General features: G+C 29.0%; 22 protein-coding genes. 15 read left to right on the top strand and 7 right to left on the bottom strand.

Features of this window, described 5'->3' with window-relative positions; translation table 11 throughout:
* Positions 1-33: 33 nt before the first annotated feature.
* Positions 34-801: a magnesium transporter CorA family protein gene (locus AJ887_RS03235; protein WP_044779203.1), complete on the bottom strand. Its 768-nt coding sequence runs from the start codon at positions 799-801 to the stop codon at positions 34-36.
* A 1-nt stretch (position 802) separates the two neighbouring features.
* Complete coding sequence (tgt, locus tag AJ887_RS03230; protein WP_044780248.1) at positions 803-1,924, bottom strand: tRNA guanosine(34) transglycosylase Tgt; 1,122 nt, start codon at positions 1,922-1,924, stop codon at positions 803-805.
* Between the two features lie 29 nt (positions 1,925-1,953).
* Between tgt and AJ887_RS03225 the strand changes: the two genes are divergently transcribed.
* Genes AJ887_RS03225 through AJ887_RS03205 form a run of 5 tightly spaced genes read left to right on the top strand, consistent with a single transcriptional unit; the run spans position 1,954 to position 8,884 of the window.
* Positions 1,954-3,354, top strand: a complete 1,401-nt coding sequence (locus tag AJ887_RS03225; protein ID WP_002880603.1) for a COG3400 family protein — start codon at positions 1,954-1,956, stop codon at positions 3,352-3,354.
* A gap of 45 nt (positions 3,355-3,399) precedes the next feature.
* Positions 3,400-4,455, top strand: coding sequence for a 3-dehydroquinate synthase (gene aroB / locus AJ887_RS03220; protein ID WP_044779206.1), 1,056 nt, complete (start codon positions 3,400-3,402; stop codon positions 4,453-4,455).
* Positions 4,452-6,023 carry a mechanosensitive ion channel family protein gene (locus AJ887_RS03215; RefSeq protein ID WP_070284809.1) on the top strand — a complete coding sequence of 524 codons (1,572 nt, stop codon included), beginning with the start codon at positions 4,452-4,454 and terminating at the stop codon, positions 6,021-6,023. Before aroB ends, AJ887_RS03215 begins: the two co-directional genes overlap by 4 nt.
* Positions 6,020-7,270, top strand: coding sequence for a tRNA (N(6)-L-threonylcarbamoyladenosine(37)-C(2))-methylthiotransferase MtaB (mtaB, locus tag AJ887_RS03210; RefSeq protein ID WP_070240131.1), 1,251 nt, complete (start codon positions 6,020-6,022; stop codon positions 7,268-7,270). The genes AJ887_RS03215 and mtaB overlap by 4 nt, the downstream gene beginning before the upstream one ends.
* 3 nt (positions 7,271-7,273) lie before the next feature.
* Positions 7,274-8,884: an AAA family ATPase gene (locus tag AJ887_RS03205; protein WP_070240129.1), complete on the top strand. Its 1,611-nt coding sequence runs from the start codon at positions 7,274-7,276 to the stop codon at positions 8,882-8,884.
* Positions 8,885-8,891: 7 nt separating this feature from the next.
* On the opposite strand, the gene AJ887_RS03200 is transcribed toward AJ887_RS03205, so the two are convergent.
* Positions 8,892-9,308 carry a PepSY-like domain-containing protein gene (locus tag AJ887_RS03200; RefSeq protein WP_004305692.1) on the bottom strand — a complete coding sequence of 139 codons (417 nt, stop codon included), beginning with the start codon at positions 9,306-9,308 and terminating at the stop codon, positions 8,892-8,894.
* Positions 9,309-9,406: 98 nt separating this feature from the next.
* On the opposite strand from AJ887_RS03200, the gene AJ887_RS03195 reads away from it, so the two are divergent.
* A complete protein-coding gene (locus tag AJ887_RS03195; RefSeq protein ID WP_052949359.1) occupies positions 9,407-9,925 on the top strand; it encodes a rhomboid family intramembrane serine protease in 519 nt (172 codons plus the stop codon).
* The gene (locus AJ887_RS03190; protein WP_070240127.1) at positions 9,922-10,434 is read left to right on the top strand and encodes a SixA phosphatase family protein; all 513 of its coding nucleotides are present in this window, start codon (positions 9,922-9,924) and stop codon (positions 10,432-10,434) included. The genes AJ887_RS03195 and AJ887_RS03190 overlap by 4 nt, the downstream gene beginning before the upstream one ends.
* Before the next feature lie 14 nt (positions 10,435-10,448).
* Here the strand turns inward: AJ887_RS03190 and rpoD are convergent, their stop codons facing one another.
* Entirely contained in the window at positions 10,449-12,317 is a 1,869-nt protein-coding gene (gene rpoD / locus AJ887_RS03185; RefSeq protein ID WP_004305698.1) for an RNA polymerase sigma factor RpoD, read from the bottom strand.
* Positions 12,318-12,396: 79 nt separating this feature from the next.
* On the bottom strand, positions 12,397-13,278 hold the full coding sequence (locus AJ887_RS03180; RefSeq protein ID WP_070284807.1) for a LysR family transcriptional regulator: 882 nt from the start codon (positions 13,276-13,278) through the stop codon (positions 12,397-12,399).
* A gap of 112 nt (positions 13,279-13,390) precedes the next feature.
* Here AJ887_RS03180 and AJ887_RS03175 point away from each other — a divergent pair, with 112 nt between their 5' ends.
* Positions 13,391-14,488, top strand: a complete 1,098-nt coding sequence (locus tag AJ887_RS03175) for a YeiH family protein (protein ID WP_044780252.1) — start codon at positions 13,391-13,393, stop codon at positions 14,486-14,488.
* Between the two features lie 92 nt (positions 14,489-14,580).
* On the top strand, positions 14,581-15,153 hold the full coding sequence (locus AJ887_RS03170) for a hypothetical protein (RefSeq protein ID WP_070277496.1): 573 nt from the start codon (positions 14,581-14,583) through the stop codon (positions 15,151-15,153).
* Between the two features lie 15 nt (positions 15,154-15,168).
* Here the strand turns inward: AJ887_RS03170 and rsmG are convergent, their stop codons facing one another.
* Both rsmG and ribA read right to left on the bottom strand, forming a co-directional pair.
* Positions 15,169-15,735: a 16S rRNA (guanine(527)-N(7))-methyltransferase RsmG gene (gene rsmG, locus AJ887_RS03165; RefSeq protein WP_044780254.1), complete on the bottom strand. Its 567-nt coding sequence runs from the start codon at positions 15,733-15,735 to the stop codon at positions 15,169-15,171.
* Positions 15,736-16,296 (bottom strand): GTP cyclohydrolase II, encoded by a 561-nt coding sequence (gene ribA / locus AJ887_RS03160; RefSeq protein ID WP_044780255.1) that lies wholly within the window; start codon positions 16,294-16,296, stop codon positions 15,736-15,738.
* 57 nt (positions 16,297-16,353) lie between these two features.
* Here ribA and hemB point away from each other — a divergent pair, with 57 nt between their 5' ends.
* The 6 genes from hemB to AJ887_RS03130 are packed head-to-tail and all read left to right on the top strand — an operon-like array spanning position 16,354 to position 22,109.
* Complete coding sequence (hemB, locus tag AJ887_RS03155; RefSeq protein WP_070284805.1) at positions 16,354-17,337, top strand: porphobilinogen synthase; 984 nt, start codon at positions 16,354-16,356, stop codon at positions 17,335-17,337.
* Positions 17,334-18,254 carry an ornithine carbamoyltransferase gene (gene argF / locus AJ887_RS03150; protein WP_070284803.1) on the top strand — a complete coding sequence of 307 codons (921 nt, stop codon included), beginning with the start codon at positions 17,334-17,336 and terminating at the stop codon, positions 18,252-18,254. Before hemB ends, argF begins: the two co-directional genes overlap by 4 nt.
* The gene (locus tag AJ887_RS03145) at positions 18,251-18,742 is read left to right on the top strand and encodes a DUF2603 domain-containing protein (RefSeq protein ID WP_070277493.1); all 492 of its coding nucleotides are present in this window, start codon (positions 18,251-18,253) and stop codon (positions 18,740-18,742) included. The genes argF and AJ887_RS03145 overlap by 4 nt, the downstream gene beginning before the upstream one ends.
* Positions 18,729-20,084, top strand: a complete 1,356-nt coding sequence (gene hemN, locus AJ887_RS03140) for an oxygen-independent coproporphyrinogen III oxidase (protein WP_052857683.1) — start codon at positions 18,729-18,731, stop codon at positions 20,082-20,084. Before AJ887_RS03145 ends, hemN begins: the two co-directional genes overlap by 14 nt.
* 1 nt (position 20,085) lies before the next feature.
* On the top strand, positions 20,086-21,351 hold the full coding sequence (locus AJ887_RS03135; RefSeq protein WP_070277492.1) for a (Fe-S)-binding protein: 1,266 nt from the start codon (positions 20,086-20,088) through the stop codon (positions 21,349-21,351).
* Positions 21,348-22,109 carry a DUF5416 family protein gene (locus AJ887_RS03130; RefSeq protein ID WP_079860402.1) on the top strand — a complete coding sequence of 254 codons (762 nt, stop codon included), beginning with the start codon at positions 21,348-21,350 and terminating at the stop codon, positions 22,107-22,109. Before AJ887_RS03135 ends, AJ887_RS03130 begins: the two co-directional genes overlap by 4 nt.
* Position 22,110 lies beyond the last annotated feature (1 nt).

The raw sequence follows: 22,110 nt of genomic DNA, 5'->3' as shown, positions 1-22,110 counted from the left end.
ATATAAATATTCTTAAAATAAGCAAAATTTTGCTTATTTTGTTTGTTTTTTAGCTTTTTTACCTTCATCTAAATCAAATTCTTTAGTCTTTTTTGAATGATAAAATATAAAACCTACAATCAAAATACAGCAAATCAAAGAAAAAATATAAAGTGTGCCATAAGGGCTATCTTTGAAAAAAAGATTATTAGTATTCATTCCAAAAAATCCTACGATCAAATTTAAAGGCAAGAAAATAGAAGAAAGTATACTTAAAAGATAAATACTTTTATTCATTTTTTCATTTTTAATTGCACTTGTTAATGTATAAAGAGTATCAACTCTTGCTAGATGTTCTTTGGTGTTTTTAATTAAGATGCCGATGGATAAATTTAAAATTTTTAAATGTTTTTTGTACTGTGCTTGTTCACTAAGCAAAAGATTGAAAGCTTCGCTTAGAAGATTAATTTGCTTTAGATTTTTGTTGATTTTTTGTCTTAACACAAAGGATTTTTTGTAAAAATTTTTAACAAAACCACCTTTTAAGATAATACCTTCTTTGTGTTCTAAAAGGTTTTGAAAATGAGTATTTTGTACTTTAAAATCTTCTAAAATGGATTTAATAAAATTTGAAAATTCTTCTATACTAGAAAGCTTAAATTCTTCATCTTGAAGTTTGTAAATTTTCTCATCATTAAAAAGCCAAGTTTCCAAATTTAATCCCACATAAACAAAAATTTTTTGTCCATAAATTTCACTATAGAAAGTTTCTAAATTCTTTGCTTGCAGGATTTTTTTTAGATTTTCATGTAGTTCTAGCATTTTATTTGCCTCTTAAGTGATAAAAATTTCTTTTAAATTGCGTAAAAGAATTATTCAAAATTGCTTCACGCATCTTTCTTGCAAGTTCAAGGTAATAATGTAGATTGTGCAAACTTGCCAAACGAAAAAAAGTAAGTTCTTTAGCTTTGAAAAGATGGTTCAAATAACCCCTTGAAAAATTACGACAAGTATAACATGAGCAAACAGGATCTATAGCTTCATGATCATTGATAAATTCTGCTTTTTTGATATTAAATTTTCCAAAACTTGTGAAAAATGTTCCATTTCTTGCATTTCTAGTTGGCATCACGCAGTCAAACATATCTACCCCTCGCTCAACATTTTCTACTAAATCTTCAGGAGTTCCTACGCCCATTAAATATCTCGGACGATTTTCATCTAGATAAGGGTTTAAATTTTGCACTGTTTCATACATTAAGGTATTTTCTTCTCCCACGCTAAGCCCACCTATAGCTAAACCATCAAATGGCATTTCGTTTAAACTTAAAGCACAACGCTTTCTTTCTTCATAATTTGTACCACCTTGAATAATACCAAAAATATTTTGCCCTATACCTATACCTTTATTTTGCATATTTTTATGATAAGTAATAGCCTCTTTTGCCCAAAGTATAGTACGATCAACAGAAATTTTAACCCTTTCTTTGGTTGCGGGTAGGGCTACTAAATCATCTAAAATCATCATAATATCAGAGTTAAAATCATATTGAGTATCTAAAACACTTTTTGGAGTAAAAAGATGACGACTCCCATCGATGTGACTTTTAAATTCTATACCTTCATTAAAATGTTTGGAATTTTTACTTAAAGAAAAAGCTTGAAAACCACCGCTATCGGTTAAAAAACTTCTATCAAATTTCGTAAAACCATGCAAACCTCCAAAATCTTTTACCACTTTGGAAGTTGGACGCAAGTACATGTGATAGGTATTTGCTAAAATAATTTTTGCATCAAGCTCGTTTTTCATATCATTAGCATCAAGACTTTTAACCGCTCCTACTGTGCCAACAGGCATAAAAATAGGGGTTAAAAAAGTGCTGTGTGCGGTAGCGATTTCACAAACCCTTGCCATTCCATCTTTATGCTTTAATTTAAATTCCATTTGTTATAATTTCCTTTTTGGAGTTTAAAATGAATAATATTTTAATTATAATAGACGGTATTTTAGCAAAGCATTTCTTAGAAAGGCTTTGTTTTGAAAAAGGCTTAGGTTACTTTTTTACAGTAGTGTGTCAAAATAGTGAAAAAAATAACTTAAATATTTCTAGTGAGTATATTGACTTGCATTATTTTGATCCTACAAGCACAGCGCGTCTTGAAAATATTATGAGTAAAGATTTTAAACAGGCTTTTATTTATATGCAAGATGAATTTGAAACTAAAAAAAGTTATGAGGCTTTGCGCTCTTTAAATCCAAATTTAGAAATAGAAATAATGGATTTTTGGGGGTTAAGTGTTAATGATACTCATGCAAATTTAGCTGATGCTAGAATGACTTTAAGCCGTAGATTTATGGATTTTTTACCAGATATTGCTTTAACAGCTCAGTATATAGGACTTGGGGTTGGAGAGATTATGGAAGTAAAAATTCCAGCAGGATCTATTTTTGCTTATAGGCACATAAGTTCAATACAACAAAAAAGGTGGCGCATAGTCCTTATTTATAGAAATTCTAAGATTTATTTTGTAAAACCATCTTTTGTTTTAGAGCCAAATGATAGCATTTTGATCGTTGGAGATCCTGTTGTTTTACAAAGTATTTTTCATAATATAAGAGGCAAAGCAGGGCAATTTCCTATGCCTTTTGGAAGTAATGTTTTTGCTTTAATTGATATGAAAAATATGAATCAAAATATGCAAGAAAGAGTGCTTGATACTACTTTAAAATTAGCTCAAAAAAGCAATGCAAAAAGATTTTTTATACATGTTATCAATCCTAAATTAGGGGTAATGTATGAAAAATTAAAAAAACTTTCTGAGGATAAAGAAGGTGTGTTTTTTGATTATTTCAACACGGATTTTAAACAAATTTCCACATGGTTGCAAAATAATGATATAGGATTAGTTGTAACCGATATAAAAAATTTTGAGAAAGAAAAACAAGCTTTTTTTGATTTAAAAATTCCTATTATGAAAGTGGGTGAAGCTTCTTTTGATGAGCTTAAAGAAGCGATTATTTTAAGTGCCGATGAGAGCGAACTTGAAAACAATGCAAATGTCATTACTGATTTAAGCAAACAGCTTGATTTTGGAGTTATTTTATATTATTATAATCCAAATTCTCAAAATACTACAGATATGGAGGAGTATTTTAGAAGTTTATCTAAGCTTTATGATAAAAATATACAAATTATTAATAAAAATGATGAAAACCCTCTTTTAAATTTGCAATATCGCGAAGATTTGTTACAATTTGTGAGTTTTCAAAAAGAATTACTAAATAGAGATTTTGGCAGAAATTTAAGTACAAATTTAAATAGACATTATTATAAAATGAGACAAAATTACCAACTTTTCATACCAGTAGAATAAATAATTAATTAAATGTGATAGAATAAACGCAAAAAGAGTAGTTCAATGCAAGTAGAAGTTAAGTTAAAAGAAAATGCTTATAAGGTTTATATTGATGAACTTGAAGAATTAAAATTTGATAGTAAGGTTTTTATACTTTCAAATCCTAAGATTTCAGGTCTTCATTTGAAAACATTACTTTCTAAAATTAAGGCAAAAGAAATTTTTATTGCTACTGTAAAAGATGGTGAAGAATATAAAAATTTAAGCACCATAGAAGAAATTTTAAACCAAATGTTTAATTCTAAATTGGATAGAAAAAGCGTGCTTATAAGTTTTGGTGGTGGCGTGATTAGTGATATGGGCGGATTTGCTGCTAGTATTTATCAAAGAGGTGTTGATTTTATAAATATTCCTACTACACTTTTAGCTTGCGTTGATGCAGCAGTAGGTGGAAAAACAGGCGTTAATAATAATTTTGGTAAAAATCTTATTGGCACTTTTTATCAACCTAAAGCTGTATATTGCGAGAGTTCTTTTTTAAAGACTTTGAGCTCTAGAGAACTTGCTGCAGGCATGGCTGAATTTATTAAAATGGCAGCAATGTTTGATGATGGTATACTTGATTTTATAGAAAAAATTGATGAAAAAAGTTTCTTAAATGCTACTTGTGAGAATGAAATTTTTACTCAAATTATAGCAAGAAGCATAGAACTTAAATCAAGGGTTGTTGAACAAGATGAAAAAGAATCAGGGCTTAGAATGCTTTTAAATTATGGACATACTTTTGCTCATGTTATAGAAAATTTTACAGATTATAAGTTTTATTTACACGGAGAAGCAGTAGCTATAGGTATGGTTATGGCAAATCAATTAGCTTTAAATTTAGGGTTTTTGGATAAAATGCAAAGTCAAAGAATAAAAGATATTTTACTTAAATTCAGTTTGCCAATATCATATAAAATCAATAATGTAGATGAATTTTATGAAGCTTTTTTCATGGATAAAAAAAGCTCTAATAAAAAAATCAATTTTGTTCTTGCTAGTCCTTTGGGTAAGGGTTTGATAAAAAGCGATATTTCTAAAGAAGATATAATTGCAACTTTAAGAGAATTTCAATGAAAAAAATTATTATTTTAACCTTTTTTGTTGTTTTTGCTTTTGGAGATGTAAATCGGACTATTATTAATAATATAAATGAGAAAATTAATACTTTAAATACTGTAATCAGTGCTAGTATTTGGAATATACGTTATGAAAATTTTATAAAATATCAAGATATAAATGATGAATTAATCATTTTAAATCTTAATTTAAAAAAGACTTCCGATATTCACCAACAAGAAGAACTTAAACGCAAGATAGCAAATTTAGAAGAGCAATTGAGCTTGCTTAAAGAATATAAAGATTTAAATTTTGCACAAAGTCTTAGTGCTCCTGATAATATAGAAACTTTATCTAAACTTACTAATCCTTTGGCTATTATAGGAGCTTTTTCTCATATTAAGAAATTAAAAGGAGAAAAGGAAGAGTATATATTTAAATTTAATGATTTTAAAAATTTAGTAGATAAAATTAGAGAAAAAAACTCAGAACTTAAGGAATTAGTTGAGCTTAAACCAAGTGTTGAGAATATAGAAGCTTTAAAGGCTTCGGATAAAAAATTAGAAGAATTTGAGCAAGCTTTAAATTTTGCTAGTGTTTCTTATTCTGTTTATGAGAAAAAAATTGATGAAGAGCTTTCTCGAGTAAGTGCTGAGATTAAAGTTCAAAGTTTAAGGGCTGTAAATATACTTGTTGCTATTGTTGTTGTTATAGCTATAGCTTTTATGTTGAAATTTATTGCTAAAAAATATATTAAAGATAGTGAAAGATATTATACCGCTACGAAGATTATTAATTTTATTAATATAAATATTATTTTTCTTATTTTGCTCTTTGCTTATATAGAAAATATTACTTATCTTGTAACTATACTTGGTTTTGCTTCTGCAGGCTTAGCTATTGCTATGAAAGATATGTTTATGTCTATGCTTGGATGGTGTGTGATTATTTTTGGTGGAAGTTTTAGAGTAGGGGATCGTGTAAAAGTTTTTCAAAATGATACTACCTATATTGGAGATATTATAGATATTTCTTTTTTACGCATTACTCTTTATGAAGAGCTTACGCTTGAAACTTATAGCAAAAATCGTCGTAGTGGGCGTATTATATTTATTCCTAATAACTATGTTTTTACAAATTTGCTTGCTAATTATACTCATCATGGTATGAAAACCGTGCTTGATGGCATTGATATAAGTGTTACTTTTGATAGTAATCTTGATAAAGCGCAAGAAATTGTGGAAAATATTGTTACACGCCATGCCAAAGGTTATACTGAGCTTGCTAGAAAAAATATAGCTCGTTTACAACATGAATATAGTATTAAAAATCCTAAAGTGGAGCCAAGGTTTTTTATGTTTTTTGAACATTGGGGAATGCGAATTTCTGCATGGTATATGACCAATGCTTATGCGGCTTTGGTATTAAGAAGTACGATTAGTAAAGAGATTATAAAAGAATTTAATAAGCATAAAGATATAAAAATTGCTTATCCATCGCAAAATTTATATTTAGGAAATTTAAATCAAAATCATTTTGAACATCATCATGAAAATATGCATTTTCATGCAAGGAATAAAGATTGAAAGAAAAAGTTTTTTTTAAAACCTTTGGGTGTCGCACAAATATTTATGATACAGAGCTTTTAAAAAGTTATGTAAAAGATTATGAGATTATAAATGATGAGAATAAAGCACAAATTATCGTTGTAAATTCTTGCACGGTTACAAATGGAGCTGATAGCGGGATAAAGTCTTATGTAAATACCATGCAAAAAAAAGGCATTAAAGTTATACTTACAGGTTGTGGTGCTGTAAGCAAGGGTAAGGAGCTTTTAGATAAAAAGCAAGTTTTTGGAGTGCTTGGAGCGTCAAATAAAGATAAAATCAATGAATTTTTAGGAGCAAAGACAAGTTTTTATGAACTTGGAAATTTAAATTTTATTGATAAAGATATAGTTTGCGAGTATGAAAATCATACCAAAGCTTTTGTGAAAATTCAAGAAGGTTGTGATTTTGCTTGTTCTTATTGTATTATTCCTAGCGTGAGGGGAAGATCAAGAAGTGTAGATGAAAAAGCTCTTTTGAAACAGGTTGAAATTTTGGGGGCTAATGGCTATAGTGAAATTGTTTTAACAGGGACTAATATAGGTTCATATGGGCTTAAAAATGGCACAAGTTTAGGCAAGCTTTTGCAAAAAATGGGACAAATTTCAGGTATAAAACGCATAAGGTTAGGTAGTTTAGAACCCGCACAAATTGATGAGAGTTTTTTAGAAATTTTAGATGAAACTTGGCTTGAAAGGCATTTACATATTGCATTGCAGCATACAAGTGAAAAAATGCTTCGTATAATGCGAAGAAGATCGCATACGGATAATGATTTAAAGCTTTTTAATACTATAGCAAGTAAAGGATATGCTTTGGGGACAGATTTTATAGTAGCTCATCCAGGTGAGAGTGAAGAGCTATGGCAAGAAGCTTTGAAAAAATTTAAAGAATTTCCACTTACTCATATTCATGCTTTTATTTTTAGTCCTAGAAACAACACGCATTCTGCTACCATGAAGGATGTGATAAATGGAACTTTAGCTAAAGAAAGGCTAAACACTTTAAAATCCATAGTAGAAAAAAATAATTATGAATTTAGGAAAAAAAATCAAGTTTCACTTGAAGTCTTGATAGAAAATCAAAAAGATGGTTTTTTTGAGGGTTATGATCAGTTTTTTAACAAGATCAAAATTAAAAGTGATAAAGATATAGCTAAAGAATGGATTGTTATATCTGAATATGAAGTGCAAGAAAAGTCTAACTTTGCAATTTTAAAAGGCTAGATAATGAAAAATAAAAAGATAATTTTAGCATCTTTTATGGTTTTATGTATGCTTTTGGGAATTTTATATTTTAAAAATGAACCTAAATATATAGATGAAAATCTTTATCAAAGTCTGTTAAGTCAAAATTTAATCCAAAAAGCTGTGATTGATAAAGACGAAATTTGGCTTAAGGCAGAAGGTGAAAATTACGTAATTATAAAAGATGGCATAGATATAAAAACACTTTTAGCAAAAGTTCCTATAGAGGTTAAAAAAGATAACACACTTTGGGTGTTTTTTATTTTACTTGTTTTTATTATCGCACTTTTTATAAGTCTTGGTTATTTTGCCCGTAAAAAAGAATTGGCTAAATATCCTATATCAAATAAGAATCACACTCAAGCTCAAAATTCAAATATAAATTTAGAAAGTTCTCATATAAAACCTGTGATTTCAAATATTACTTTTAATGATGTAGCAGGTGTTGATGAAGTTAAAATGGAGCTAAGAGAACTTGTAGATTTTTTACAAAATCCTAAAAAATATAAAGAATTTGGTGTAAAAATGCCAAAAGGTGTTTTAATGGTAGGCCCACCAGGTGTAGGAAAAACATTGATAGCAAAAGCAGTTGCAGGAGAAGCAGGGGTGCCATTTTTTTATCAAAGTGGTTCAAGTTTTGTTGAAATTTATGTAGGTATGGGTGCAAAAAGAGTTAGAGAGCTTTTTTCAAAAGCTAAAATGATGGCTCCTAGTATAGTTTTTATCGATGAAATAGATGCTGTAGGTAAAGCAAGGGGAGAAATGTCAAATGTTGAAAGAGATAGTACTTTAAATCAACTTTTAACCCAAATGGATGGTTTTGAGGACAATAGCGGGGTTATAGTTATAGCTGCAACAAATAAAATCGAACTTATGGATTCTGCTTTATTGCGTTCAGGGCGTTTTGATAGGAGAATTTTTTTATCTTTACCTGATTTTAAGGATAGACTTAAAATTTTAGAAATTTATATGAAGGATAAAAATAATAATATCAATTTAAATAAAATCGCCAAAGCAAGCGTAGGTTTTAGTGGAGCAGGACTTGAAACTTTGGTCAATGAAGCGGCAATTAATGCTTTAAGAAGAAATAGTGCTTTAGTTGAGGAAAGTGATTTTTATGCTGTATTAAATAAAGTTCTTTTAGGCAAGAAAAAGATTTTAAGTTTTAATGATGAAGAGAAAAAAATTCAAGCCACTTATCAAGCTGCAAAAGCTTTGAGTGCATATTATTTTGACATAGGATTTGATAAAATAACTCTCATTGAAGATCGTTTTAAAGAATATGAGCATAATATAAGATCAAAATCAGAGCTTATCAATCGTATAAAAGTTTATTTGGCTGGTTCTAGAGCTATGAAATTAATTTACAATGAAAGTTATACCAACTCGCAAGATGATTTTTTAAAGATTAAAGAATTGCTTGATTATATGTTGAGTTTTGATATGTTAGAAGAGTTAAATTTAAATGAACAAAAAAAAGAAATGGATGAATTTTTAAATTCTATGAAGGATAAAATTTTAAAATTATCAGAGCTTTTGCTTGAAAAAGAAAAGATAGAACATGATGATGTTAAAAATATAATGCAGATTTGATTATATTTTAATCATCAATTTCTTTGTGCAAGATAGTTCCATTAAAATCTATAAGAATTTTTACATCGTTATCAAATTTAATCTTGTAATGGTTGATTTTTCTTTCGATTTCTCTAGCTTTTGTATTTGGAAATTCGTTTTTAATGATATTAGCTAAATTTTGAGGTAAAAAATCTAGTTCAAAAGGAAAGGCTTTATTTTCAATTTCTTTCCAAGCTCCATCTATGTCAAATTCAAGTTCTGTCCCATCGCTAAGATAGACTTCATAGGAATTTTTGTCTTTTTGCACGATCCCTATAGGTGCTTTGAAATTATGTTGTAAAAATTCTTTAGAAACACTTGGCAAATTATCAGCAGAAATTATTATATCAGCGTTTAAAGATAAACTTAAAATAGTAATAATACTTAAAAATTTAATTTTCAATATTTTTCCTAATTATTTTTTAGTAAAATTGTAAAGAATTTTATGTGAATTTTATGTGAATTTTAAGACAATATTATAAAAAATAAAGGTTTAATACTTTGCTTACAATTTTTTTAATTTTTTTAAATGTTTTATGTTATTTTTTGATTTCTTATGATTATTGCAATATCCTTGGTTTGAATATTTTATTTTTTAATGGAGCTTATTGGCAACTTTTAAGTTCAATGTTTTTACATGGAAATTTAACTCATCTTATATTAAATATGATAGTTTTATTTCAATTTGGGCGTATATTAGAAACTTATTTGGGTGCTTTGCGTTTTATTTTTATTTATTTTATTGGCGGGTTGTTATGTTCACTTTTAAGTGTTTTTTATGTGTATTTTGATTTTAAATATTTTGGAGAAAATATAAATGTCATAGGTGCTAGTGGTGCAATTTGTGTTTTAATGGGTTTTTATGCTGTTCTTGATAAAAATAGCACAAAAGGACTTATAGTGGCAATTTTACTTATGAGTTTTGCGCCATTACTTATGGGGGTAAATGTTGCTTGGTATGGTCATATTTTCGGGTTTATATGTGGTTATATTTTAGCTAAAATAAAAGAGGTAAAATGAAAAAAATTTATATTATAAGACATGCAAAAGCAAGTAAGAGAGGAGATATCGATGATTTTGAAAGAAAGCTTACTAAGAGTGGAAAGGAAGATTTAAAAAAACTTTTTAAGAATCTTGCCTTGCATGAAATTCATCCTGATTTAGTGTTATCAAGTCCTGCTGTTAGAACCGCTAAAACAGCGAAAAAAATAGCCAAATTTTATAATTTTGATAAAAATAAAATTTGTTTTGATGAAAGATTGTATCTTTGCAATGTTGAGAAATTGCTAAAAATTTTGCAAGATATTGATGATGAGTTTAATGAAGTGTTTTTAGTGGGCCATAATCCTGGTTTAATGGAGCTTGGAGAGTTATTAAGCTCGCTATGTTTAGCTTCTTTTCCAACTTCTTCTATCTTGTGTTTAGAATTTGATATTAAGGAATTTAAAAATTTAAAAAAACATAGCGGAAAATTAGTTTTTTTTGAACATGTACGCAAGTTAAAAGAAGAAAAAGATTTAGGTTTTTAGTAAGAGATTGACTCTTACTTCCAACCTTCTATATAATTTTTTAGTTTTCTTCCTACTTTAGGGTGTTTGAGTTTTTTTATAGCTGAGCTTTCTATTTGTCTCACTCTTTCTCGAGTGACATTAAGCTCTTTCCCAATTTCTTCTAAGGTTCTATCGCTTTCATCATCCATTAAGCCAAAGCGCATTCGAATTACCGCTTTTTCCCTATCGTTTAATTGATCTAAAACTTCATCAATTTGTTCTTTTAAATCATCCTTTAAGATATGATCCATTGGAGAAAGTGAATTTCTATCTTCAACAAAATCTCCAAATTTACCATCATCTTCATTTCCTATTGGAGCTTCAAGAGAAATTGGTTCTTTTGTAATTTTAATAACTTGTTTAACCTTATCTACGCTTAAACCTACTTCTTTAGCTATAACGCTGACATCAGGTTCTTTTCCATCTTTTTGTAGATGTTCGCGGATAATTTTGTTAATTTGATTGATGGTTTCTATCATGTGGATTGGAATTCTTATGGTTCTTGCTTGATCAGCTATAGCCCTTGAAATAGCTTGCCTGATCCACCAGGTTGCATAAGTGGAAAATTTATAACCCCTTTTGTATTCAAACTTATCCACAGCTTTCATCAAGCCTATATTCCCTTCTTGAATAAGATCTAAGAAAGGTAGACCACGATTTGTGTAGCGTTTAGCTATGCTTACAACAAGACGCAAGTTTGATTTTGCCATTCTTCCTTTTGCTTCATCAGAGATTTTTTTACCACGTTTAATTTGCTCTAAAATTTCTTTTAAACGTGATTTTTCAAGATCAAAGCTTTTTTCACTGGCTTCTTTAGTTTGAAATAGTTTTTTAATTTCCATATAAGTGCTTACCATGGTTGTTTCTAAAGCTCGCTCTGTGATTTCTTCTTTGCTCAATTTTGTAATATCTTTTAAAATATCTGCATGGCGTTTTTTAAGTTCATCAGAAAACATAGGTAAGCGGTATTCTAAACGCTTAAGTTCTTTGTCAAATTCTTCATCACTTTTTAGTGCAGTTTCCATTGATTTTACGATTTCACTAATAAGTTTTGAAGTAGGGCCTAGATCCATTAATTTTTCTTTTAAAATATTTTTTTTGAATGCAATGCTTAATTTATCTAAAAGCTCATCTCCACTTTCCTTGTCTTTGGATGTTTTTAGCCAATCTTTTTTAGCTTTTTCTAGAGCTTTAAATTTTTCTATAACTTTTAAAGTTCTTTCATCTTCTTTTTTGCTGTTTTTTTTAGTATTTTCTTCATCTGTTTCTAATTCTGTTTCGTTTTCTTCATCTTCGTCTATATCAAGTTCATCAAGTTTATCATCATTTTTTTCTTCATCGTCAAAGCTTTTAAATAATTCTTTTACTCTTCTTTCTCTGTTTATTAAAGGTTCTTTATAATCTAAAATAAAATCTATCAAATAAGGTACAGAACAAAAAGCATCAATGATAATATCTTCACCAAGTTCTATTTTTTTAGAAATTTCAATTTCTTCATCTTTGTTTAATAAAGCAATTTGTCCCATTTCTCTTAAATACATACGAACAGGAGAATCTGATCTGCTCCATTCTAATAAATCGTTTTCATTGGCTAAATCAAATTCGTTCTCAAGGCTTGTATCTTGGAGTTTTTGTTTTTCTTCTTGAAGTCTTTTTGCATCTTCTATGTTTTTCATTTGTGCAATTTCAGCTGCTGAAAAAAGTTGCACTTTGTGTTTTTTCACTAATGCTTGCACTTTTTTAGCGGTTGATGCACTTGGTTGTTTTGTAAGATATTTTACCAATTTTTCATATGTGATATAATCTTTTGCATTTTCTTGAAATAATTCTTCTAATTCAGCTTCTTGAGTTTTGGCGTTCATTGATTATCCTTGAAATTTATATAAGCTTTGGATTTTATCTAAAAATTGCTTAACTTTCTATATAAATCGGTTATTATGCTTATGATTTAAATATTTTTTCAAATTTTTCTAAAGCTCTGTTAAAATTATAATTTTTTCTTTTTAAGGTATAAAATTTACGCTTTAGGTTGATATTTTTTAACTTGATTTCATAAAGTGTTGAATTTTTTAATTCTTTTTCTATGCTTTTTTTGGAAAAAATAGAGATTGCTTTTTTTTGTAAAACAAGTTCTTTAATCGCAGCCATTCTATCAAGCTCAAGAAAAATATTAAGTTTTTTTGAGCTTGCACCAATTTCGTTTAAAAATTTATCCCTTAAGCCTGAGCCTACTTCTCTTAAAATCCACTTTTGTTCTAAAAGTTCATCGATATAAAATTCTTTTTCATTGAATTTTTTATCACTTGTGGCTACTATAAGTTCATCATTTTGCCAAAAATTTATTTCTAAATTTTCATACTCCACTAAAGCTGGATCAAGTTCTGCTTCAATAATTGCAAATTCTATATTTCCGTTTTTTAGCAAATTTAAACATTCTTTTGAATTCTGTGTTTGAGAGCGAATTTCTATGTTTTTAAATTCTGCTTTAAAATCAAATAAAATAGGAGCTAAAAAATGTTCAGAAATGCTTTGAGTTGAGGCTATTTTTATTTCCCCTAAGAGCATACTTTCGTCGTTTAATTTTTCTAAGCTTTGGTAGTAGGCTTGTATAATTTTTAACCAATTTTCTCCTAGTTCTAAAGCTTTTGGTGTAGGTAAGAGTTTTTTTCCAAGTCTTTCAAATAAAATGCCATCAAATTTATTTTCTAAATTTTTAATTACTATTGAAACATTAGGTTGAGTTATGGAAAAATTGTTGGCTGTATGAGTTGGACTTTGAGTGTTTAAAAGATCTAAAAATATTTCCATATCTTTGATTTTCATGAGTGATTCCTTTATTTAATAAAAAAAAATTATTATAAAAATTAAAATAATATATTTTTATAATTTTAATAAAAAAAATATAATAACACAAAATTTAGAAAAAGGAAAATAAATGAAAACAAGTTTTTTAGCACATAGCATGGCTATAGTGCGTTCAAATTTTAAGGGTTTGCTTTTTACTGCTTGTATAGTGATTTTTGCTATGTATTTTTCTAGTGTTCAAAGTATCAAAGATACTACTCATTTGGCAGCGACTGCTTTTGCTATCATCATAGGAGTGTTGCTTTCTCCTTGGTTTTTTAAATACCAACACCATTTTCAAGCTGGAGTGCATTTTAGTGCAAAAAAGCTTTTAAGACTCGGTATTGTTTTATATGGTTTTAATATTACTTTAACTGAGCTTTTAAGTGTAGGGTTGAAAGGGTTTTTACTTTCTGCTATAGTGATATTTTTTGTTTTTATTATTGCTTTATTTGTAGGAATGAAAATTTTTAAACTCGATAAAGAAACTTCTATGCTTGTTGGAGCCGGAAGTGCGATTTGCGGTGCGGCAGCGGTTTTAGCGTTGGAGTCAAGTTTAAAAAGTGATCCTTTTAAAGGAATTTTAGCTGTAGGTACGGTGGTGATTTTTGGACTTGTGTTTATGTTTTTGTATCCTATAGCTTTTTCTTTAAATCTTTTTCCTTTTTTTGATCAAAATGCTATGGGGGTTTTTATGGGGGCTACTTTGCATGAAGTGGCAAATGTTGCAGGTGCCGCTGAAATGGCAAAAGATATGGCAGGATTTGAGCAAGGTGCTTCTAATGTTGCAGTGATTATAAAAATGATGAGAGTGATTTTACTTGTGCCTTTTTTGCTTATAGTGACTTATTTTTTTGCTAAAAATCAGCATTCAAGCAGTGGAAAAACTGCAAAAAGTATTACTATTCCTTATTTTGCATTCGCATTTTTAGGTATGATAGTTTTAAATACATATCTAGCAACTAAAGAAAGTATTTTAGGTATTGCTACGAGTGATATTATTTCTTTAGGTAAAACACTTTGTACTTTATGTATTGTTTTTGCTATGGCAGCTTTAGGTTTGCAAATTGACTTTAAAAAATTTTTAAAGAGTGGCTCTAGAGTATTTGGTTTGGCTTTTGTTTTAGGGCTTGTTTTGATTTTTGGAGGATATTTTTTAACTTTGACTTTTAAAGATATACTTTGGTAATAACAATTATTTTTTGAAAAAATTTATTTTTATTAATCAAGTGATAATATAATTGTTTTTGTTTAATAAAATCTCATTTTGAAGGAGTTAAAATGAAAAAAATTGTTTTAAGTATTTTAAGTTCTTGTTTATTAGCATCTGCTTTAAGTGCCGTATCTTTTAAAGAAGATAGTTTAAAAATATCTTTTGAAGGGTATAAGACTAAGGATATGGTAGGAGTAGAAGGTGAATTTAAGAATGTAGAATATAAATTTTCTAAAAATGCAAAGGATTTTGCAAGTTATCTTAAAGGAGCTAAAGCTACTATAAAGCCAAGTAATGCTTTTATGGGTGAAGGCAATGATGTTATAACCAATAATATCACAAAAGTGTTTTTTCCTGCTTTATTGGGAAATGCAGATATTAAAGTTGTTTTCCAAGATGTGATTGTAGGTGAAAACAAAGGCGTTATTTCAGCAAAAATTACCATGGATAAAAAAAGTACTATTGTACCTTTAACTTATACTATCAAAGATAATAAATTTGAAGCTAAAGGGCAGCTTGATTTGCATACTTTTAAAAATGGTTCTAAAGCATTAAAAGCATTAAGTGATGCTGCTCCAGGACATGGTGGAATCTCTTGGCCTTTGGTTGATATCAGTTTTAATGCTGATTTAGCAGAATAAAAAGTAGCCTTAGGGCTACTTTAAAATACAATATTTTCTTAAATTATTTTCAAAAATTTCATAATTTTTTATATTTTCAAGTTCTTGATAAATTTCACTGCCTTTCCATAAAATAAAAACCGTATTGTCATCTTTTAGATTTTTGCAAATTTCAAGCAAAGGCTTGACATCCATTAAGGCTCTTGAAGTGATGATATCGGCTTTAAAGGTATTTTTACACTCTTGAACTTTTTCTTTGTAAATATGTAAATTTGAAAGTTCGCATTCTATTTTTAGTGTCCGCAAAAAGGCAGCTTTTTTGGGATTGGGTTCGAAAAGATGAAAATTGCTTTGCAGTAAAAAGGCTAAAAATACAGCTGGAAATCCTGCACCACTTCCTATATCGGCAATATTTTTTGCTTTAGAAAAATCATAAAAATCTAAAATTTTAATACTATCAAAGATATTTTCATCTATATTTTTTAAATGAGTAAGATTGTGAATGCGGTTAAATTTAGATAATAATTCTTTATAAATTTTTACCTTTTCTTTAAAGTTTTTTAAATCGTAGTGTTGTAAAAAATCATAATCTTTAAAAATCATTTATTTAAGATGTCCCATTTGAGTTTGTTTTATGTTTAAATATTCTACATTAAAACGGTTAGGTTCTATTAAAATCGGTATGCGTGTGATGATTTTTTCCTTAATGGACTCTAGTTTCTCGGGATTATTTGTGAGTAAATTAACCTTAGAAATTTCATAGTATTTGAGTATAAATTCTACAATTTCATAAGTTCTCTCATCGGCTTTAAAGCCAAGCTGATGATTTGCTTTAATCGTATCAAAACCTTTATCTTGTAAAGCATAAGCATTAACCTTGTTAAAAAGTCCTATACCTCTTCCTTCTTGTCTAAGATAAATCACCATTCCGCCGTTTTTTTCTATATATTTTAACGAAAATTCAAGCTGTTCTCCACAATCACATTTTAAACTTCCTAAAGCATCTCCTGTTAAGCACTCTGAATGAATTCTTAGATTGAGTGTGTCTTTTGGAGTATTTTTAAATATACATAAATGTTCTTTATCATTTTCTTTAAAACTTTGTATTTGGAAATTTCCCCATTTGCTAGGTAAATTCGCAATTTCTGAAATTTTTATTTTCATTTACTACTCTCTATAATCAAATTTATGTTAAGATTTTAGCAAAAAAAGGACAAAAAAATGTTTAAAAGATTTAGAAGATTAAGGCTTAATGAAAACTTAAGATCTATGGTAAGGGAAAATTCTTTAAGTGTGAATGATTTGATTTATCCGCTTTTTGTGGTTAATGGAACAGGGATAAAAAAAGAAATTTCTTCTATGCCCAATGTGTTTCAAATGAGTTTAGATGAAATTTTAAAAGAGTGTCAAAATGTAGTTAATTTAGGCATTAAAGCCATTATACTTTTTGGCGTTTTAGAAAATGAGAAAAAAGATAGTTGCGGAAGCGATGCTTTAGATGATGAAGGGCTTGTTGCAAGAAGCATAAGAGAGATTAAGAAAAATTTTCCAGATCTTTTTGTAATTAGCGATCTTTGTTTTTGTGAATACACAGATCACGGGCATTGTGGGATTATCGATCCAAAAACAAAAAGTGTAGATAATGATGCCACTTTAGAAATTTCAGCCAAACAAGCCTTAGTTCACGCAAGAGCAGGGGTAGATATGATAGCACCTAGTGGGATGATGGATGGTATTATCACTACTTTGCGTGAAGCTTTAGATAAAGAAGGTTTTGAAAATTTGCCTATAATGGCGTATTCTACTAAATTTGCATCAAGTTATTATGGGCCATTTCGAGATGTAGCAGAGTCAGCTCCAAGTTATGGAGATAGAAAAAGCTATCAAATGGATTTTGCTAATGGTAAAGAAGCTTTAGAAGAAAGTTTGGAAGATGAAACGCAAGGAGCTGATATTTTGATGGTAAAACCTGCTCTTGCTTATCTTGATGTGGTTAAGGAAATATCTCTTCATTCTAACTTGCCTTTGTGTGTTTATAATGTAAGCGGAGAATATGCTATGCTAAAGGCAGCTAAAAATGCGGGAGTGATTGATTATGAAAAAATCTTATATGAAACTATGATAGCTTTTAAAAGAGCAGGGGCAAAGCTTATCATCACTTATCATGCCAAAGAATTAGCTAAAATATTAAAAGGAGAAAAATGAAACATTTTTTAACTTTAAGAGATTTTTCTAAGGAAGAAATTTTAAGCCTTGTAAATCACGCTAGTGAGCTTAAAAAAGAGCCTAAAAAACTTTTACAAGATAAAACTTTAGCAATGATTTTTGAGAAAAACTCTACAAGAACAAGAATTGCCTTTGAACTTGCTATATCAGAGCTTGGTGGAAAGGCTTTGTTTTTAAGCAGCAATGATTTACAACTTAGTCGTGGCGAACCTGTAAAGGATACAGCTAGGGTGATAGGAGCGATGGTTGATTTTGTAATGATGAGAGTCAATAAGCATGAAACTTTACTCGAATTTGCAAGATATTCTAAAGCTCCTGTGATCAATGCTTTAAGCGAGCTTTATCACCCTACTCAGGTTTTAGGAGATTTGCTTACTATCAAAGAATGGAATAAAATGCAAAATGGTATAGCAAAAATTGCTTTTATCGGAGATAGTAACAATATGTGCAATTCTTGGCTTATTGCGGCTGCGATTTTGGGCTTTGAATTTAGTATAGCTATACCAAAAAACTATAAAATTAGCCCTGAAATTTGGGAATTTGCTATGAAACAGGCTTTGATTTCAGGAGCTAAAATTTCCTTAAGCCATGATAAATTTGAAGCCTTAAAGGATAAAGATGTAGTCATCACCGATACTTGGGTTTCCATGGGTGAAGAGAATGAAAAAGAACGCAAGATTAAAGAATTTGAAGGATTTATGATCGATGAAAAGGCTATGAGCATTGCCAATAAAGATGCGATATTGCTTCATTGTTTGCCTGCTTATAGGGGTTATGAAGTGAGTGAAGAAATTTTTGAAAAACATGCAGATGTGATTTTTGAAGAAGCAAGAAATCGCCTTTATGTGGTAAAAGCCTTGCTTTGTTTTTTGGATAATCAGAGAGGAAGAGAATGAAAGAGCTAGAAAAGTATAGCACTTGCTTAAAACGCATTGATGAATTTAGTCAAAATCTAGGAATAAAGAAAAAAGATAGAACGATTTTTAAAATGAAGCAAAGCGAGAATAAAAACGAAAAATGTTTAGTTCTTGAAAATGGGAGTTTTGATTCTCCTGAGCCTTGGTTTGTGATTGATGAAAACGATGAAATTCACACTTTGCTTTCTTTACAAAGTCTTAAGAATATACTTGAAAGTTTAAAACAAAGTCAAAAAGAGAATTTTGAATTGCGTTTAGAAAAGGCGATTTATCAACAAATTCCTGTAGATTTTAACGATGTTTGGACGGTTGCTATGGATGAGATCAAGCAAAAGGCGCAAAATGGTACTATGGAAGTTAGTATTGATCTTGAAAAATTAATTTCTAAAATCAAACAAGAGCATCCAAATTTATTTGTAGATATGCAAGTGATGATAGAAAGGGTAAATCAAAATGAGAGATTATAAAGCTTTTGTAAAATACTCTAAAGCAGGACCACGCTACACTTCTTATCCTACAGCAGTAGAGTTTAATACAAATTTCAAATATGAAGAATATATAGAAATTTTAAAAAAGCAAGATAGATCTTTATCGCTTTATTTTCATTTACCATTTTGTAGGAGTGCCTGTTATTTTTGTGGTTGCAATGTTATTTATACAGCCAAAGAAGAGAGTAAAGAAAGGTATTTAACTTATATTTTTAAAGAGCTTGATATTTTAAGTACCATTTTGGATACCAAGCGTGAAGTGGTGCAAATGCACTTTGGGGGCGGAACTCCAACTTTTTTTAGTGCTAAACAACTTCAAAATTTGATTTTAAAAATCAGATCTATTTTTAGAAATTTTTCCAAAGATGCAGAGATTAGCTGTGAGATCGATCCGCGTTTTTTAAATGAGGAACAAGCCTCAGTTTTAACGCAAAATGGTTTTAATCGTATCAGCTTTGGAGTACAGGATTTTGATGAAAAAGTTCAAAAAGAAATTCATCGTATTCAGCCTTTTGAATTAACACAAAATGCTTTAAATCTTGTAAGAGGCAAAGGAATAAAGTCTGTAAATATGGATTTAATTTATGGTTTGCCTTATCAAAATTTACAAAGCTTTACACAAACTTTAGAAAAAGTTATACTTTTAAATCCTGATCGTTTGGCGATCTTTAATTACGCTCATGTGCCTTGGCTTAAGAAAAATATGAGAAAATTTGATGAAAATACCTTGCCAAGTCCTGATGTTAAGCTTGAAATTTTAGAATTTTGTGAGAAATTTTTAAGCAAAAATGGCTATAAAATGATAGGAATGGATCATTTTGCAAAAGAAAATGATGAGCTTTTTAAAGCTTTAGAAAATGGAACTTTACATAGAAATTTCCAAGGTTATACTACTAAAGGTGGTGCTGATTTAGTCGGTGTTGGGCTTACAAGTATAGGCGAAGGACAAAGACACTATGCGCAAAATTTTAAAGATATGTCAAGTTATGAAGCTGCATTAGATAGAGGAGTTTTGCCTTTTGAAAGAGGCGTAGCTTTAAGCGATGATGATGAGCTTAGAAAAGCAGTGATTATGGAGTTAATGGCAAATTTTAAGCTTGATATCAAGTCAATAGAAAAAGAATTTTGCATTGATTTTCAGGAGTATTTTAAAGAGGATTTAAAAGCTTTAGAAGAATACAAAGATTTTATTAATTTTGATGAAAATTTTATCAAAGTCAATGAAACAGGCGTTTTGCTTATAAGAAATATTGCCATGTGTTTTGATGCTTATATGAAAAACATTAGTGAAGATAAAAAAGTATTCTCAAAAACGGTGTAAGATGAAATTTAGTCAAATAAGTGATGCTTGTGTTAAATGTGGCAAATGTATACCTGTTTGTACTATACATGAAGAAAATCGCGATGAAATTACTAGTCCAAGAGGATTTTTAGATCTTTTAGCTGCTTATAAAGAGGGAAGTCTAGAACTTGATAAAGAAGCTAAGAAAGTTTTTGAATCTTGTTTTTTATGCACCAATTGTGTTGAAGTATGTCCAAGTAAATTAAGAGTAGATAATGCCATAGAAGAAGTTCGTTATGATATAGCTAAAAAATTTGGTATAGCTTGGTATAAAAAACTTATTTTTTTCTTTTTAAGAAGACGCAAAATTTTAGATTTGGTAGCTAAGCTTGGCTATGTGTTTCAAAGTTGTGCGTTTAAAATTCAAAATGAGAATGAAAATACAGGTATGAAGGCAAGATTTTCCATGCCTTTTGTTAAAAAGGGAAGATTACTTACAAGTTTTAATAAAAAAAGTTTCTTAAATTCTAATCCAAAATTTATCAATAGTGATGGAGAAAAAACCATAGGTTTTTTTGTAGGTTGTTTGGCGAATTATTTTTACATAGATACGGCTAATGCAGTGCTTAAAATCGCTAAGGAATTAAAAATCAATGTGGATTTAATGAAAGAACAAGTGTGTTGTGGAGCACCGCAATTTTTTACGGGTGATTTTAAAAGTGTTGAAGTTTTGGCTAAAAAAAATATTGAGTATTTTGAAAAAAAATTAGAAAAATTAGATGCTATTATAGTTCCTGAGGCCACTTGTTCGGCTATGTTAAAGATAGATTATGAACATTTTTTTATAATGCAAAATGATTTAGACTGGGCAAAACGCGCAAAATGTGTGTCATCTAAGATATATATGGCTAGCGAGTATTTTTATAAATTTACTTCTTTGGAAGAAATTTTAAAAACAAAAAATAAATTTAATTATAGCATTACTTATCACGATCCTTGCCATGCAAGAAAAATGCAAGGGGTTTTTAAAGAGCCAAGAGAACTTTTAAAAACAAATTATCATTTTGTGGAAATGAGTAATTCTAATACTTGTTGCGGTTTTGGCGGGGTGAGTATGCAAACGGATTATTATGATAAAGCCTTAAGTGTAGGGCTTAAAAAAGCACAAATGATCGATGAAAGTAAGGCTAGTGTGGTAAGTGCCGAGTGTTCAGCTTGTAGAATGCAAATTTCAAATGCATTAGAACAAAATTCAAGCAAGGTTGTTTTTGCTAGTCCTTTAGAGCTTATAGCAAAAGCTTTGTGATGATGAAGATAGTATTTAAAGGCAAAAGTTCTGAATATGAAATTCAAAGATCGTGCTTTTGTGTTGATGCTTTTGTGATTAAAGATAAGATTGAAGAACGAGATGGTGTTGATTTTATCACTTCAAATGTAGATCTTTTGGAATTTAGTGATGACAGTTTTACTTTTGAAGAAATTATAAAACATTTTAATATTTGTGATAGTGAAGATATGATTATCGTTGAAGATTTTGACATGAAATCAAACAAAGATAATCAAAACCAAGAAGATAGTATAGAACGCAACATCTTAAAATCCGAAAAAATAATACATGAAAACACAAAACAAACAAGTATGCAATTTAAAAATTTAAAATTTTTTTCAAGAATTTTTAAAAATGAAAATTTTCTTTCTGATTTTAAAGAAAGTAAGCAAGAAGTTGTTACTATCAAAAAACATGAAAAACTTGAAATTTTTAAAAATTTATCTCAAGAAGATCAAGAAATTAGCTTTGTTAAAATTGAAATTTTAAATTATGATAGTAATGAAGATAGTTTAAGCTTTAATCTTGATATATTTCCAAGCGGTATGAGTTATAAGTATGGAATTTTAAAAGGCTCTATGCATATTATTTTACAAGGTAAAACTTCTAGTACGATGCTTTTTCCGTTTTTAAAAAGTATGATTTATAAAAATAAAAGTGAAAATTCAAGTGAAAAAATTTTTACTTTAATGATAAATCAGAAAAAGCACTATAAGCTTATCGCAAATCTTTCTTAGT

The sequence above is a fragment of the Campylobacter sp. BCW_6466 genome, from assembly GCF_001762835.1.
GTDB classification, from domain to species: Bacteria; Campylobacterota; Campylobacteria; order Campylobacterales; family Campylobacteraceae; genus Campylobacter_D; species Campylobacter_D jejuni.
Note: the sequence above shows the minus strand (reverse complement) of the source record. Positions and strands in the feature narration are given on the sequence as shown.

Coding starts and splice junctions, on each gene's coding strand:
- AJ887_RS03235 (WP_044779203.1), bottom strand. CDS start 801: ATGCTAGAACTACATGAAAATCTAAAAAAAATCCTGCAAGCAAAGAAT.
- tgt (WP_044780248.1), bottom strand. CDS start 1,924: ATGGAATTTAAATTAAAGCATAAAGATGGAATGGCAAGGGTTTGTGAA.
- AJ887_RS03225 (WP_002880603.1), top strand. CDS start 1,954: ATGAATAATATTTTAATTATAATAGACGGTATTTTAGCAAAGCATTTC.
- aroB (WP_044779206.1), top strand. CDS start 3,400: ATGCAAGTAGAAGTTAAGTTAAAAGAAAATGCTTATAAGGTTTATATT.
- AJ887_RS03215 (WP_070284809.1), top strand. CDS start 4,452: ATGAAAAAAATTATTATTTTAACCTTTTTTGTTGTTTTTGCTTTTGGA.
- AJ887_RS03205 (WP_070240129.1), top strand. CDS start 7,274: ATGAAAAATAAAAAGATAATTTTAGCATCTTTTATGGTTTTATGTATG.
- AJ887_RS03190 (WP_070240127.1), top strand. CDS start 9,922: ATGAAAAAAATTTATATTATAAGACATGCAAAAGCAAGTAAGAGAGGA.
- rpoD (WP_004305698.1), bottom strand. CDS start 12,317: ATGAACGCCAAAACTCAAGAAGCTGAATTAGAAGAATTATTTCAAGAA.
- AJ887_RS03180 (WP_070284807.1), bottom strand. CDS start 13,278: ATGAAAATCAAAGATATGGAAATATTTTTAGATCTTTTAAACACTCAA.
- AJ887_RS03175 (WP_044780252.1), top strand. CDS start 13,391: ATGAAAACAAGTTTTTTAGCACATAGCATGGCTATAGTGCGTTCAAAT.
- AJ887_RS03170 (WP_070277496.1), top strand. CDS start 14,581: ATGAAAAAAATTGTTTTAAGTATTTTAAGTTCTTGTTTATTAGCATCT.
- rsmG (WP_044780254.1), bottom strand. CDS start 15,735: ATGATTTTTAAAGATTATGATTTTTTACAACACTACGATTTAAAAAAC.
- ribA (WP_044780255.1), bottom strand. CDS start 16,296: ATGAAAATAAAAATTTCAGAAATTGCGAATTTACCTAGCAAATGGGGA.
- hemB (WP_070284805.1), top strand. CDS start 16,354: ATGTTTAAAAGATTTAGAAGATTAAGGCTTAATGAAAACTTAAGATCT.
- argF (WP_070284803.1), top strand. CDS start 17,334: ATGAAACATTTTTTAACTTTAAGAGATTTTTCTAAGGAAGAAATTTTA.
- AJ887_RS03145 (WP_070277493.1), top strand. CDS start 18,251: ATGAAAGAGCTAGAAAAGTATAGCACTTGCTTAAAACGCATTGATGAA.
- hemN (WP_052857683.1), top strand. CDS start 18,729: ATGAGAGATTATAAAGCTTTTGTAAAATACTCTAAAGCAGGACCACGC.
- AJ887_RS03135 (WP_070277492.1), top strand. CDS start 20,086: ATGAAATTTAGTCAAATAAGTGATGCTTGTGTTAAATGTGGCAAATGT.